Here is a 13,496-nt window from a genome sequence, read left to right as displayed (position 1 = left end):
TGGCGGTGCTCCCTCCCTTGCCGGGGAGGGAGCACACAGGCTCAGCCCTTGTGCGTCGCCATCCACTGCTCGACGATCGGCGCGATGCGGTTGCGCCACTTCGAGCCGTTGAAGATGCCGTAATGGCCGACGCCCTCGGCGAGATGATAGGCCTTCATCGCATCGGGCAGCGCCGTCGCGATGGTCAGCGCCGCCTTGGTCTGGCCGATGCCCGAGATATCGTCCTTCTCGCCTTCGATCGCGAGGATGCCGACATCGGTGATCGCCGCCGGATCGACCTTGCGGCCGCGGTGCAGCATCTCGCCCTTGGGCAGCGCATGCGCCTGGAACACGGTGTCGATCGTCTGGAGGTAAAATTCGGCGGTCATGTCGCAGACCGAGCGATATTCCTCGTAGAACTTCATCGTCGCCTCGGCGCCCTCGTCATCGCCCTGGACGAGATGCTTGAACATCTCCCAATGGCTGATCATGTGGTTGCCCAAGTTCATCGTCATGAAGCCGGCGAGCTGCAGGAAGCCCGGATAGACCTTCCGCCCTGCGCCCGGATAGCTCATCGGGATCGTCGCGATGACGTTCTGCTCGAACCAGCTGAACGGCCGCTCGGTGGCGAGCGTGTTGACTGCGGTCGGCGCCTCGCGCGTGTCGATCGGGCCGCCCATCATCGTCAGCGTCGCCGGGCGGTTCGGGTGCTTGTCCGCACTCATCAGCGCGACGGCGGCATAGGCCGGGACCGAGGGCTGGCACACCGCCAGCACATGCGGGCGGGGATCGCCGTCCTTGCCGATGAACGCCAGGAATTCGACGAGATAGTCGATATAGTCGTCCAGGTCGAAGCGCCCGTCGGCCATCGGCACCAGCTTCGCGTCGCGCCAGTCGGTGATGTAGACATCCGCCACCGGCAGCATCCGCTCGACCGTGCCGCGCAGCAGCGTGGCATAGTGGCCCGACATCGGCGCGACGATCAGCAGCTTGGGACCGCCCTCGACGCCCGAGCGCACGAAGCGCTTGAGCTGGCCGAAGGGCATGCGCTGCACGATCTCCTCGTGCACGTCGACGATCTTGCCGTCGATCTCGGTGTGATCGAGCAGGAATTCCGGCTTGCCGCGCGGTGCCGAAGCATGCGCGAACACCTCGAGCGCCGAGGCCATCACCGGTCCGCCGCCGAAATAGGCGAACGGATTGGCGGGGTTGTTCAACAGCCCGGCGGAGAAATTGGCCAGCGCGCTCGCACCTGCGAGAAGCGAGCGCTGAATCTCATAAGCGTCGTACAGCATTGCGTCCCTTCCGCCGTCTCCCTCCCCATAACGGCGGCGGCTTATGTTAGCGTTATAGGCGAGCCGTGCTGCGGTGCAACGGCGACCGGTATCAGAATGCGACAGAGCGATGACCAGTTCCCATACCGGGCCTACGAAATCGTAGCACTAAAACCGCTAACCCTCTCTGCATGCTCGATTAACCCGCCATCCTCGTATTCCTGTGAATCTTCGAGGGCCGCGTCCCGGCAAAGGACAGTTCCCCTCCCCGCGCAATCGCGCTAGTCCGCCGCGCATGGCCGAACCCGTCCCGTCTGCGCCCACGCCCGATGCGCCGCAGAAGCGCAAGCTTTCCAACCTGCTCGTGGTGTGGAGCTTCACCCGGCGCTACCGCCTCCAGCTGCTGATCGCGCTGATTGCGCTGGTCGGCTCGTCGGTGACGACCTTGCTGGTCCCGCGCACGCTCCAGCTGATCATCGACAAGGGCTTCGGCGCCGATGTCGATCCCAGCCGGATCAACGGCTATTTCGAGGGGCTGCTGCTCGTCGTCGTCGCGCTCGCGATATTCACCGCGGTCCGCTTCTACTTCGTCTCCTGGCTGGCCGAGCGCACCGTCGCCGATCTGCGCGTCGCGGTGCACCGCAATCTCCTGCGCCTGCCGCCCAAATGGTTCGAGGAAAACCGCCCCTCCGAAATCGCCTCGCGCCTCACCGCCGATACCGCGATCGTCGAGCAGGTCGTCGGTTCCACCGTCTCGATGGCGCTCCGCAACCTGCTCACCGGCACCGGCGGCGTGATCTATCTCTTCGCGCTCGCGCCCAAGATCGCCGCCTATCTGATCGTCGGCATCCCGATCACGATCCTGCCGATCGTCTGGCTCGCCGGCCGCGTCCGCCAGCTTTCGCGCAACAGCCAGGACCGCGTCGCCGATGTCGGCTCGATCGCCTCGGAAACGCTCGGCGCGATGCGCATCGTCCAGGCGTTCGGGCAGGAACAGCGCGAGGGCGAGCGCTTCGAAGGCGCCGTCACCCGCACCTTCGAGGCGGCCAAGCGCCGCTTCGGCCTGCGCGCATTGATGACCGCGATGGTGATCGGCGCGCTGTTCACGGCGATCGTCCTGATCGTCTGGGCCGCCGTCGCCGACGTCGCCGCGGGCCGCGCCTCGGGCGGCTCGATCATGGCGTTCGTGCTCACCGCCGGCCTCGTCACCGGCTCGTTCAGCACGCTGACCGAAGTCTATGGCGACCTGCTGCGCGCCTCGGGCGCCGCCAGCCGCCTCGCCGAGCTGCTCCAGGAAGAGCCCGACATCGCCGCCCCGGCCGATCCCGTCGCGCTGCCCCAGCCGGCCCAGGGCGCGCTGGTCTTCGACCATGTCACCTTCCGCTACCCGACCCGCCCCGAAGTCTCGGCGCTCAGCGATTTCTCGCTCGACATCCGCCCCGGCGAGACGGTCGCGGTGGTCGGCCCCTCGGGCGCCGGCAAGTCGACCTTGTTCCAGCTGCTCCAGCGCTTCTACGATCCCGATGCCGGCGAAATCCGCATCGACGGCGTGCCGCTCCGCCAGGCCGACCCCGCCGAGATCCGCGCCCGCATGGCGATGGTCCCGCAGGAGACGGTGATCTTCGGCGCCAGCGCCCGCGACAATCTGCGCTACGGCGCCTGGGCCTCGAGCGACGATCAGCTCTGGGCCGCCGCCGAGGCTGCCAATGCCGCCGAGTTCCTGCGCGAGCTGCCCCAGGGCCTCGACACCTTTCTCGGCGAAGGCGGCGCGCGCCTGTCGGGCGGCCAGCGCCAGCGCATCGCCATCGCCCGCGCGCTGCTCCGCGACGCCCCCATCCTGCTCCTCGACGAGGCCACCAGCGCGCTCGATGCCGAAAGCGAGCGCCTCGTCCAGGACGCGCTCGACCGGCTGATGCAGGCCCGCACCACCTTGGTCATCGCCCACCGCCTCGCCACCGTGCGCGCCGCCGGCCGGATCATCGTGATGGACGAGGGGCGCATCGTCGAGACCGGCACCCATGCCGAGCTCGTCGCCCAGGGCGGTCTCTACGCCCGGCTGGCGTCGCTGCAGTTCCACGAGGCGGGATGAAGCGGAGCTGAGACGACGGCCGAACGGCCGACTATGGATGGTTAGCTGCCGTCGTCGATTAGCAATCTGTATCTTTCGTCTTTGGCTTCGAATGCCCGTCCTTCGGACTTCGCATTAGCGATGATGAATTGCTCCTTGGCCTTTCGCAGGTCCCCACGCTCGAAGGCCACTCTACCGATGAGAAATTCGACTTCGCCCATATCGTGGCGTTTGGCAGCAAACATCGGGGCTCGATCCGCCCACTCCTGCGCCTCCTCAAGATCACCTTCCTTCAGCGCAAGAGCTACCCCGTATTCAATGATCAAATAGGCGTTGGGCGTTTCTGGCTTTGGATCGGGGACTCTTGACCAGAGGGATTTCAGCTCAACGAGACCCGCGCCGAAGTCACCAGCGCTGTATTTCGCCCCAATTGGACGCAGCTCCGCCATCACATCCATCAGACTCTATCCCCGCATCGAGTACATATGACGGCGACACAGGTTCCGCCTATGTCCGCAATTGGGGCGTTTGCCGACAGCCCGCTTCATGCGTTTCCGCGCTAATCAAACACGCTCTTCGTCACCGCCGGCAGCGTGAACCGGAAGGTCGCCCCCGCCACCGTGCCGTTGACTGCGCTCATCGTGCCGCCATGCGCCTCGATGATGCGGCGCGAGATCGACAGGCCGATGCCCATCCCCGCCCCCGCCTTGGTCGAGGTGAACCGTTCGAACAATTGGTCGAGGATCGGCTCGGGCACGCCGGGGCCGTCGTCGATGAACTGCAGCTCCACCCATTCGGGCTCGACCAGGCTGGCGGCGATCAGGATCTTGCCGCGCCCGCGCTCGCTCGATCGGATCGCCTCCACTGCGTTGCGCAGCAGGTTCACTGCCACTTGCTGGAACTGGATGCGATCGACGAATACGCGGACGTTGGGCGGCTCCACCGCCAGTTCGATGTCCACGTCATGCCCGCCGGTGCCCGCGAGCACGAGCTGCATCGCATCCTCGATCATCGGCATCAGCGGCTCGGCGCGCTTCTCCACTTCGCGATGCTGGGCGAATTCGCGCATCCGCCGGATGATCTCGCCGGCGCGCGCGATCTGGCTGCGCGCATGGCCGACCATCTCGGGCGCATTGGTCTCGTCGCCGCGCTGGTCGAGCATATAGCCCACGGTGGAGAGATAGTTGATCGCCGCGGTCAGCGGCTGGTTCAGTTCGTGCGCCAGGTCGGCGGCCAGCTCGCCCATCGCATTGTGCCGCGCGACATGCGCCAGCTGCGCGCCCAGCTTGGCGACATGCTGCTCGGCGGCGAGCTTCTCCGAAAGGTCGCGCGCAAACAGCGTGAAGCAGGTCGCGCCGTCGACCCCCTTGAACACTGCGCCGCGCAGCTCGAGCGGGAAGCGCGATCCGTCGGTACGCACGCCTTCGCCGGTCAGCAGGAATTCGGGCTCGGCGGCCTCGAGGAAGCGGGCGAGCTTCGCCTGTTCCTTCTCGCCGAGATAGGTCGCCATATAGCAGCCCTCGGCATCCAGCGGCACGCCCCATAGCCGCGCGGCGGCCAGGCTGAAATCGGTCACCAGGCCGGTGTCGTCGGTCACGATCACCGCATCGGGCACCCCGGCCAGGATCGAGCGCAGCTGCTCGCCCTGCAGCCGCACCGTGTCGCTCTGCTGGCGGGCGCCGCGCAGCCCGATCAGCAGCAGCAGCGAGACGATCATGATGTTGCCCGCCACCACCATGAACTGCGCTTCGTTGAGGCTCAGATAGGCGCCGCCCACTGTCACCAGCGCGAGCAGCGAGGGGAATACGGGCAGCATGATGATCGCCGGCGCCAGCCGCCGGAACAGCCGGTATTCGAAGTTGATCTCGGCGTCCTGCCGGCTGTTCAGCACATGCAGCAATATCGCCGCGCCCATCGCGAAATTGGGCAGCGAGGTCGCGGTCGAGCGGCCGATAAATGCCGGCGCGAGTGCGGCCGGCGCGGAGATCAGCGTCATCGTCGCGGTCAGCGCGGTCAGGCCGATGCTGGTGCTCGCCAGGATCACCGCCCAGGTCCGCGGCAGCGGCTCGGCGCTGGTGAACAACAGGATGGCCACGCAATCGAGCAGCATCACGCTGATCGCGCCGGTGCCGGGCACGCCCCGGTTGAGCACGCCCAGCTCGAGCACCTGGCGGTGGTAGAAGATCCGCTCCAGCCCCAGATCGAGGTGCGCGGCATATTGCAGCACCAGCAACAGCAGCGGCACCAGCGTCACGCCGACGAGCAGCCGCGCTGCGCTCTGCTTGCCCAGATGGGCGAACATCGCGCTCGAGGTGATCAGCAGGAACAGCGCAACCGCGAACGGCGCGACGGCGTAATTGGGATTGCCCAGGCCGCGCAGCGGGGCGATCCCGAAGATCCATCCCAGCATCGTCGCGGCGGGAAGCGAGATGGCGAATGCGAATAGCCAGGTTGCCCAGCGAAATGCCGCCGGACTGCCCCCCGTCTCCGCACTATCCGCCCTCGCGATAGCCATCGCTTCCTTCCGCCAGCCAGGCCGCAGGTTCCCCCCATGGCTCGTCGCTTATGCGCGCTTTACCATAACTATACGCGTCTTCACGCTTGCATAGATTAGCTGCCAGCCCGGAAAAATGCGGATGTTCCGTATTTTACGCGCCGGCAGCGTATCTTGCGCCCGCTATTTCAGGCGGATCGACCTCAAGCCAGCGTCAGGCCCACATCGACATTGTTGCGGGTGGCATTCGAATAGGGGCAGATCTGGTGCGCGGCGGCGAGCAGCTGCTCGGCCTCGGCGCGCTCGACGCCCGGCAGGGTCACTTCCAGATCGGCAGTGATGCCGAAGCCGCCTTCGGTACGCGGGCCGATGCCCACTGTCGCGGTCACGCTCGTCTCGGCCGGAACCTTGATCTTGAGCTGCTGTCCCGCAACCTTCAGCGCGCCAATGAAGCAGGCCGAATAGCCTGCAGCGAACAGCTGCTCGGGGTTGGTCCCCTCGCCGCCGGCGCCGCCCAGTTCCTTCGGGGTCGAGAGCTTGGCGGTGAAGCGCCCGTCCTCGCTGCGGGTGTCGCCGTCGCGGCCGCCGGTGGAGGTGGCGCGGGTGGTGTAGAGGACGTTGACGGACATGCTCGGTCTCCAATTTCATTCAGCGATAATCATTATCGCGATAAGTGTTAGCTAATGGGTGAGTCGGGGCTTGTCCAGCAGAATATTTATCGCGATATATGTTTCTGTGATATTGGCCCTGGCCAAGGAGACGAACATGCCCGCCGCGATGCCGCTCGACGATCAGCTCTGCTTCTCGCTCTATGCCACCAGCATGGCGATCACCCGCGCCTATAAGCCAATGCTCGATCGGATGGGGATCACCTATCCGCAATATCTCGTCCTCCACGCGCTGTGGGAGGAGGATGGCCGCACCGTCGGCGCGATCGCCGATCGGCTCGCACTCGAATCGAGCACGATCACGCCTTTGGTGAAGCGGCTCGAGGCCGCCGGGTTCCTCACCCGCCAGCGCAACCCCGAGGATGAGCGCCAGGTCCAGGTCCGCCTCACCGACCGCGGCCGGGCGATGCGCGAGGAATGCGGCTGTTTGGCGGAAGAACTGCTCACCCGCTCGGGCATGAAGGGCGAGGACCTCGGCGCGCTCAACCGCGAAGTGCAGACGCTGTGGAATGCCCTTCGCGCGGGGCAGGGGTGAACCTCCTCCCTCTCCCCTCCGGGGAGAGGGCCGGGGAGAGGGGAAGTGCGGCACACTCTCCCCTCCCGCCCCTCTCCCAATGACGAGAGGGCCAACCGGAGACAAAATCTCGGCCAGCACCATACCGCCTCTTCCAATGTTGGATTTCCTCTGCTTCAGTGAAATCCGCCCGCAGCGCGCCGCTCCGGGTCAAGAACAGGCCGCCGCTCTCCCAGAGTCACATAAGCGAGAGTCAACGGAATCAACGAATCGCTCAACCAGCCGGTTGAACGTCGAGGAGCAGGAACGGGCTAATGGCAAACCGCGAATTCGACATCATCGTCTATGGCGCCACCGGCTTCACCGGCCGCCTCGTCGCGGAATATCTCGCCGGCCACTATCCGAATGTAAAATGGGCGATGGCGGGCCGCTCGCTGACCAAGCTGCAGCAGGTCCGGGACGAGATCGGCGCGCCGGCCGATACGCCGCTGCTCACCGCCAATGCCGATGATCCCGCCAGCCTCAAGACGATGGTTGCCCGTGCCACCGTGGTGATCAGCACCGTCGGCCCCTATCAGCTCTATGGCGAGGCACTGCTCGCCGCCTGTGTCGAGACCGGCACTGCCTATGTCGACCTCTGCGGCGAACCCGCCTGGATGGGCCAGATGATCCGCAAATACGAAGACGCCGCCAAGGCGAGCGGCGCGCGCATCGTCTTCTCCTGCGGTTTCGATTCGATCCCGTTCGATCTCGGCGTGTGGACCGCGCAGCAGGCGGCGGTGGCCCGCTTCGGCAAGCCGGCGCCCCGCGTGAAGGGCCGGGTGCGGGCGATGAAGGGTACCTTCTCCGGCGGCACCTTCGCCAGCGGCAAGGCCTCGATGGCCGCGGCGGCGAAGGACCCCTCGATCCTCAAGCTGATGATCGATCCCTTTGCGCTGACCCCGGGGTTCGAGGGGCCGAAGCAGCCCAACGGCATGCTCCCCTATCATGACGAGGCCGTCGACGCTTGGGTCGCCCCCTTCATGATGGCGGTGATCAACACCAAGAACGTCCACCGCTCGAACTTCCTCGCCGGCCAGCCCTATGGCGCGGACTTCCAATATGACGAGATGCTGGTCGTCCCCGGCCTCGGCGAGATCGGCAAGGCGGCGGCGGAAGCGCTCGCCAAGGTCAATCCGATGGCGGCGGACAAGGGGCCGGCGCCGGGCGAAGGGCCGAGCAAGGAAGAGCGCGAGACCGGCTTCTACACCCTCGATTTTGTCGCCGAGATGCCCGACGGCCAGCGCGTCACCGCGACGGTGAAGGGCGACCGGGATCCGGGCTATGGCTCGACCAGCAAGATGATCACCGAGAGCGCGCTCTGCCTGATCGAGGATGTGCCGGCCGAGGGCAAGGGCGGCATCTGGACCGCCGGCGGGCTGATGGCCGCGCCTTTGGTCAAGCGGCTCGAGGCCAGCGCCGGCCTCAGTTTCTCAGTAGAGTAAGGTGATCAGCCCCGCGACGAGCACGCAGACCGCGATGACGATCGGCACCAGGATCATCCGGGTACGGTCCTGGTGTTTCTGCCAGGCGACGATGTCGAACCAGTAGCGGCCCTTGCCGGCCTCACGGACGATCCCGGCGCGCAGCATGCGGTCGAACTGGGTCTGCTCGATGCGGCGCTGGGGCACAAACGGGACCGCCTCCTCGGCGGTCACCGCGTGCAGGACGAAGAAATGCGCGCGGATCTTGCGGCGCGCACGCACCGCCAGCGCCCCGACGACGGTCGGAGCGCTGGAAGCGATCACTGGGCCGCCGGCGGCGCGGGCGGGCAGGTGGTGACCAGCGGGCCCTTGAGCAGCTTGCCGGAATCGAGCGAGTCGACCCGCATCGAGACGCCGGTGGTGAAGAACTGCGGCGCGGTGCCGCAGAAGCCGCCGACCAGCGCGGTCGAGATGTCCGCCGGGGTCAGCTGGGCGCGCCAGCCGGCCGGGCCATCGACGGTGAGCACCAGCGTGTTCGCCTCGGAGGTGATGTTCTTGAGGACGATGCCGCCCTCGAAGGTCTGGCCGATGGCGCCCTGCATGTTCTTGGCGAAGTCCGCCGCGGTCGGCTTGGCCTGGGCGGCGGGCGCCGGCGCAGTCTGTGCGGCGGCAGGCAGCGCCGGGGCGGCGACGAGCGCCAGGGCAAGGATGACGGGCTTCAGCATACGGTCGATTCCCCCGGAATATGGAGAGCCAAGCATAAAGGCCCCTGCCCTAGGGTCAATCAACCCAGATCAACGGCGCTTCCCATTGTGACGGATATTGGCCGGCCGCCCGCGGCGCTGGATCGGCCGGGGCCGCCCCTTGCCCGCCCGCTCGGGCCGGAAGCCCGACGGCCCCGCCGACCCGACACCGTCGGGCAGTTCGAAGCGCAGCGCGCCGGAGACCGGATTGGCCTCCACCAGCCGCAGCTGGAGCCGCATGCCGATGGTGAACTCGTCCCCACTATGGTCGCCAACCAGCCGCTGCCCGGCCTCGTCGTACCGGAAATACTCCGTGCCGAGGTCCCGCGCCGCGACCAGCCCGTCGCCGCCGACGCCGTCGACCGTGGCGAAGAAGCCGAAGCTCTGCACCCCGGTGATCCGCGCATCGAGCACTTCGCCGACATGGTTGGAAAGATAGGCGGCAACATAGCGGTCGATCGTCTCGCGCTCGGCTTCCATCGCCCGGCGCTCAAGGCTGGAGATGCTCTCGCCGATCCGCTCCATGCTCGCAGCCTCGTCCTGCGTCAGCCCGCCCGGGCCGAGGTCATAGGCTGCAACCAGCGAGCGGTGGACGATCAGGTCGGCATAGCGGCGGATCGGCGAAGTGAAGTGCGCGTAGCTGCCCAGCGACAGGCCGAAATGGCCATGGTTCGCCGGCCCGTACGACGCCTGCATCTGGCTGCGCAGCACCTGCTGCATCACCTGCTCGCGGAAATCGCTCTCCCCCACCCGCTTCAGGATCTGGTTGAAGGTCGCCGGCTTGATCACCTGCCCCAGCGCGAACTCGACGCCGAAGGTCTTGAGATACTCGCGCAGCGCGACGAGCTTCTCGCGCGCCGGCGGCTCGTGGATGCGGTACATCACCGGCGCCTTCTTCGCCTCCAGCGCCTTCGCCGCCGCGACGTTCGCCGCGATCATGTAATCCTCGATCAGCTTGTGCGCGTCCAACCGCTCACGCGGCGCGACCGAGAGGATACGCCCCATCTCGTCGAGCACGATCCGCCGCTCGGGCAGATCGAGGTCGAGCGGCTCGCGCTTGTCGCGCGCCTTGTTGAGCGCCGCCCAGCAGCCCCAGAGCGGCTTGAGTGCCGTCTCGGTCAGCGGGTGCTCAAGTCTGCCGTCGATCGCCGCCTGCGCGTCTTCATAGGCGATGTTCGCCGCGATGCTGACCACCGCGCGCGTGAAGCGCCAGCTCTTGAGCTCGCCATGCTTGCCGATCTGGAGATGACAGGCCAGCGCCGCGCGGTCCTCGCCCTGCTTGAGCGAGCAGACTTCGGCCGAGAGGATTTCGGGCAGCATCGGCACGACGCGGTCGGGGAAATAGACCGAGTTGCCGCGCTTGCGCGCCTCGCGATCCAGCTTCGAGCCGGGACGGACGTAGAAGCTGACATCGGCAATCGCGACCACAGCCTTCCAGCCGCCTTCGTTCTGCGGATCGTCGTCGGGCGCGGCCCAGACCGCGTCGTCATGATCGCGCGCATCCGCCGGATCGATCGCGACGATCGGCAGGTCGCGAAGATCCTCGCGCTTGCCCAGATCGAGCCGCGAGACTCGCTCGGCCTCCTCGATGAGATCTTCGGAGAAGACATTGGGGATCGAGTGGCGATGAATCGCGATCAGCGAGAAGCTGCGCGGGGCGAAGGGATCGCCGAGCCGCTCGACCACCTTGGCGGTGATCCGCGGCGGACGGCCCGCCTTTTCGGCCAGCACCAGGTCGCCCGGCTCGGCGCCGCCGGCGTCGGAGACCGCCCAGTTGCGGCGCTCCTTCTTCTCCACGCCCTGCAGCCAGAGCCGCCCGGCCTCTTCCTTGAGCACGCCGAGCATCAGCTCCTCGCCGCGCGCGAGCTTCTTCATCGGGTGGGCGATCCAGCCCTGCCCGGCCTCTTCGGTGCGCGCCAGAATGCGGTCGCCGACGCCTAGTGCCGAGCGCTTGCCGCGCGGTTCACGAACGCGGAGGCGCGGGACGGGAACGCCTTCGGCCTCCCAGTTTTCGGGCACGGCCCAGGTAGTGTCGCCATCGGCATCGGTGATGCGCAGCACGGTGACCTTGGGAATGCCGCCCATCTTGTGGAAGGCGCGGCCGGGGGCGACGTCGATCAGCCCCTCATCGCTCATGTCCTTGAGCAAGGCCTTGAGCAGGATCTTGTCCTGCCCGTGCAGCCCAAAGGCCTTCGCGATCTCGCGCTTGCCTGCGGCTGTCGTGGAATTGGTGATGAATTCGAGAATCTGCTGCCGTGTGGGCAGCCCTGCTTTGATTTTGGTTTTTGCCATTGAACCCCAAGATAGGGATTTGCGAGGCGCCTGCCAACGCCGTACCTTGCCCCCGTGCAATATGACCTGCTCATCGTCGGCGGCGGGATAAACGGGTGTGCGATCGCCCGGGAAGCCTCGCTGCTCGGCCTCAAGGTGCTGCTGGTCGAGAAGGACGACCTGGCCGGCCATACCAGCTCGGCCTCGACCAAGCTGATCCATGGCGGGCTGCGCTATCTCGAAACCTATGAGTTCCGCCTGGTCCGCGAGGCGCTGCACGAGCGCGAGCGGCTGCTCGACGCCGCGCCGCATCTGATCCGCCCGCTCACCTTCGTTCTGCCGCATGCCCATTCGGTGCGGCCTTGGTGGGTGGTGCGCCTGGGCCTCCACATCTACGATCTGCTCGCCGGCGGCACGTCGCTCCCGCGTTCGCGCGGGCTGCGCAGGGGCGACAAGGCGTATACCGATCCGCTCAAGGGCGAGCATCGCGGCTTCGTCTATTCGGACTGCCGGGTGGACGATGCCCGCCTCACTCTGGCCAATGCGATCGACGCCGCCGGACATGGCGCCGAGATCGCGACGCGGACCGAGTTGCTGAGCGCCAAACGCGATAGTGATCTATGGCACGCCGAACTGTCCGACGGGCGCAAAGTCGAGGCGCGCGGGCTGGTCAACGCGGCCGGACCCTGGGTGCGAACGCTACTCGACAAGCTAGCTATTGCTAATCATTCGCAGGTCCGGCTCGTAAAAGGCAGCCATATCGTCGTCCCCAAACTCTTCGACGGCGACCATGCCTATATCCTCCAGCAGCCCGACCGGCGGATCGTCTTCGCCATCCCCTATGAAGGCGAATTCACCGAGATCGGCACGACTGACATTCAGGTCGAGCGGCCCGAGGATGCGGTGTGCTCGGAGGAGGAGAAGCTCTACCTCCTCGAAGCAGTGAATCGCTATTTCACGCGGCAGGTGACGTCCGAGGATGTGGTCTGGTGCTGGTCCGGCGTGCGGCCGCTGCACGATGACGGCGCGGCCAAGGCGCAGGCAGTGACCCGCGACTATGTGCTCGAGCTCGACCGCGAAGGTCCGCCCTTGCTCTCGATCTTCGGCGGCAAGATCACCACGGCGCGGGCACTGGCCGAGGAGGCACTGGCGAAGCTCGGGCCGGTGCTCGGCGTCGACGTCGAGCCGATGACGCGGGCGCGGGTCTTCCCCGGCGGCGCGATCGCCGCGTTCGACAGCTTCCTCGCCACCGCCAAGAAGCGCTGGCCGTTCCTCGGCGATGCGCGCGCCGAGCGGATGGCGCACGCCTATGGCTGCTGCTTGGGCGACATGCTGAAGGGCGTTACCGACATTGGCGAGGATCTGGGCGCAGGCCTTACCGCCACCGAGATCCGCTGGATGCGCGATCAGGAATGGGCGCGCACCGCCGAGGACGTGCTGTGGCGACGGAGCAAGCTGGGGCTGCACGCGCCCTCGGATCTGGCAACCAAGGTTCAGGCCATACTCGACGAGACGAAGTGATCGCGCGACATAACGCCACTTTGGTCCGTTACCGCTAACGCGCCTTAAGTCCTTCTTAAACCATCCAAAGGCAGGGTCGCCGCGGGGTGGAGAGAGAATGGCTACAAAATTCTCCCAGTATCGGGCCGTAACATCCGCGCATGTCGAGCAGCGCGCGGAGCCGCGTCATCGTATCCTCGTCACGCGCGCCACCGTCACCAAGCGCGGCAACAAGCCCGCCGAGGCGATGCTCCATGACCTCTCGGTCTATGGCTGCCGGCTCGCCTGCGCCGTGTCGCACGGCGAGGGCGACAAGGTATGGCTGGCACTGCGCGGCGACCAGCCGGTGCCCGCCACCGTGGTGTGGAACGACGGTGCGCATATCGGCTGCCGGTTCGACGACCCAATCGAGCGGGCCCTGGTGCGGCAGCTTACTTTGGTGATCTGCTGATCCTGCGCAACGGGAACCTAGCTGCTCCCCGGCGGAAGCCGGGGCCCAGGGTTTCTCTGCCGGATCTCTTG

At 66.6% G+C, this 13,496-nt stretch carries 12 protein-coding genes; 5 read left to right on the top strand and 7 right to left on the bottom strand.

What is annotated here, in order from left to right; translation table 11 throughout:
* Positions 1–41: 41 nt before the first annotated feature.
* Entirely contained in the window at positions 42–1,274 is a 1,233-nt protein-coding gene (locus tag HZY97_RS19835) for a polyhydroxyalkanoate depolymerase (RefSeq protein ID WP_180147820.1), read from the bottom strand.
* A 274-nt stretch (positions 1,275–1,548) separates the two neighbouring features.
* Here HZY97_RS19835 and HZY97_RS19830 point away from each other — a divergent pair, with 274 nt between their 5' ends.
* The gene (locus HZY97_RS19830; RefSeq protein ID WP_180147819.1) at positions 1,549–3,342 is read left to right on the top strand and encodes an ABC transporter transmembrane domain-containing protein; all 1,794 of its coding nucleotides are present in this window, start codon (positions 1,549–1,551) and stop codon (positions 3,340–3,342) included.
* Positions 3,343–3,383: 41 nt separating this feature from the next.
* On the opposite strand, the gene HZY97_RS19825 is transcribed toward HZY97_RS19830, so the two are convergent.
* The 3 genes from HZY97_RS19825 to HZY97_RS19815 all read right to left on the bottom strand — a co-directional run bounded on the left by HZY97_RS19825 (position 3,384) and on the right by HZY97_RS19815 (position 6,444).
* Complete coding sequence (locus HZY97_RS19825) at positions 3,384–3,779, bottom strand: hypothetical protein (protein WP_180147818.1); 396 nt, start codon at positions 3,777–3,779, stop codon at positions 3,384–3,386.
* Between the two features lie 101 nt (positions 3,780–3,880).
* On the bottom strand, positions 3,881–5,731 hold the full coding sequence (locus HZY97_RS19820) for a PAS domain-containing sensor histidine kinase (RefSeq protein WP_180147817.1): 1,851 nt from the start codon (positions 5,729–5,731) through the stop codon (positions 3,881–3,883).
* A 287-nt stretch (positions 5,732–6,018) separates the two neighbouring features.
* Positions 6,019–6,444 (bottom strand): organic hydroperoxide resistance protein, encoded by a 426-nt coding sequence (locus HZY97_RS19815; protein WP_180147816.1) that lies wholly within the window; start codon positions 6,442–6,444, stop codon positions 6,019–6,021.
* Between the two features lie 136 nt (positions 6,445–6,580).
* Between HZY97_RS19815 and HZY97_RS19810 the strand changes: the two genes are divergently transcribed.
* Both HZY97_RS19810 and HZY97_RS19805 read left to right on the top strand, forming a co-directional pair.
* Positions 6,581–7,018, top strand: a complete 438-nt coding sequence (locus HZY97_RS19810) for a MarR family winged helix-turn-helix transcriptional regulator (RefSeq protein WP_180148009.1) — start codon at positions 6,581–6,583, stop codon at positions 7,016–7,018.
* A gap of 293 nt (positions 7,019–7,311) precedes the next feature.
* The gene (locus tag HZY97_RS19805) at positions 7,312–8,481 is read left to right on the top strand and encodes a trans-acting enoyl reductase family protein (RefSeq protein ID WP_180147815.1); all 1,170 of its coding nucleotides are present in this window, start codon (positions 7,312–7,314) and stop codon (positions 8,479–8,481) included.
* Here the strand turns inward: HZY97_RS19805 and HZY97_RS19800 are convergent.
* The 3 genes from HZY97_RS19800 to rnr form a co-directional block, all read right to left on the bottom strand.
* Positions 8,470–8,784 carry a hypothetical protein gene (locus tag HZY97_RS19800; protein ID WP_180147814.1) on the bottom strand — a complete coding sequence of 105 codons (315 nt, stop codon included), beginning with the start codon at positions 8,782–8,784 and terminating at the stop codon, positions 8,470–8,472. The genes HZY97_RS19805 and HZY97_RS19800 overlap by 12 nt on opposite strands.
* Entirely contained in the window at positions 8,781–9,185 is a 405-nt protein-coding gene (locus HZY97_RS19795) for a hypothetical protein (RefSeq protein WP_180147813.1), read from the bottom strand. Before HZY97_RS19795 ends, HZY97_RS19800 begins: the two co-directional genes overlap by 4 nt.
* A gap of 69 nt (positions 9,186–9,254) precedes the next feature.
* Positions 9,255–11,495, bottom strand: a complete 2,241-nt coding sequence (gene rnr, locus HZY97_RS19790) for a ribonuclease R (RefSeq protein ID WP_180147812.1) — start codon at positions 11,493–11,495, stop codon at positions 9,255–9,257.
* 54 nt (positions 11,496–11,549) lie between these two features.
* Here rnr and glpD point away from each other — a divergent pair, with 54 nt between their 5' ends.
* Together glpD and HZY97_RS19780 are read left to right on the top strand one after the other, a co-directional pair.
* The gene (gene glpD, locus HZY97_RS19785; protein ID WP_180147811.1) at positions 11,550–12,995 is read left to right on the top strand and encodes a glycerol-3-phosphate dehydrogenase; all 1,446 of its coding nucleotides are present in this window, start codon (positions 11,550–11,552) and stop codon (positions 12,993–12,995) included.
* Positions 12,996–13,092: 97 nt separating this feature from the next.
* Positions 13,093–13,425, top strand: a complete 333-nt coding sequence (locus HZY97_RS19780; RefSeq protein ID WP_180147810.1) for a PilZ domain-containing protein — start codon at positions 13,093–13,095, stop codon at positions 13,423–13,425.
* Positions 13,426–13,496 lie beyond the last annotated feature (71 nt).

Source organism: Sphingomonas sp. R-74633, assembly GCF_013416555.1.
In the GTDB taxonomy this organism is placed as follows: Bacteria; Pseudomonadota; Alphaproteobacteria; order Sphingomonadales; family Sphingomonadaceae; genus Sphingomonas.
This window is presented reverse-complemented; position numbering and strand designations above follow the sequence as displayed.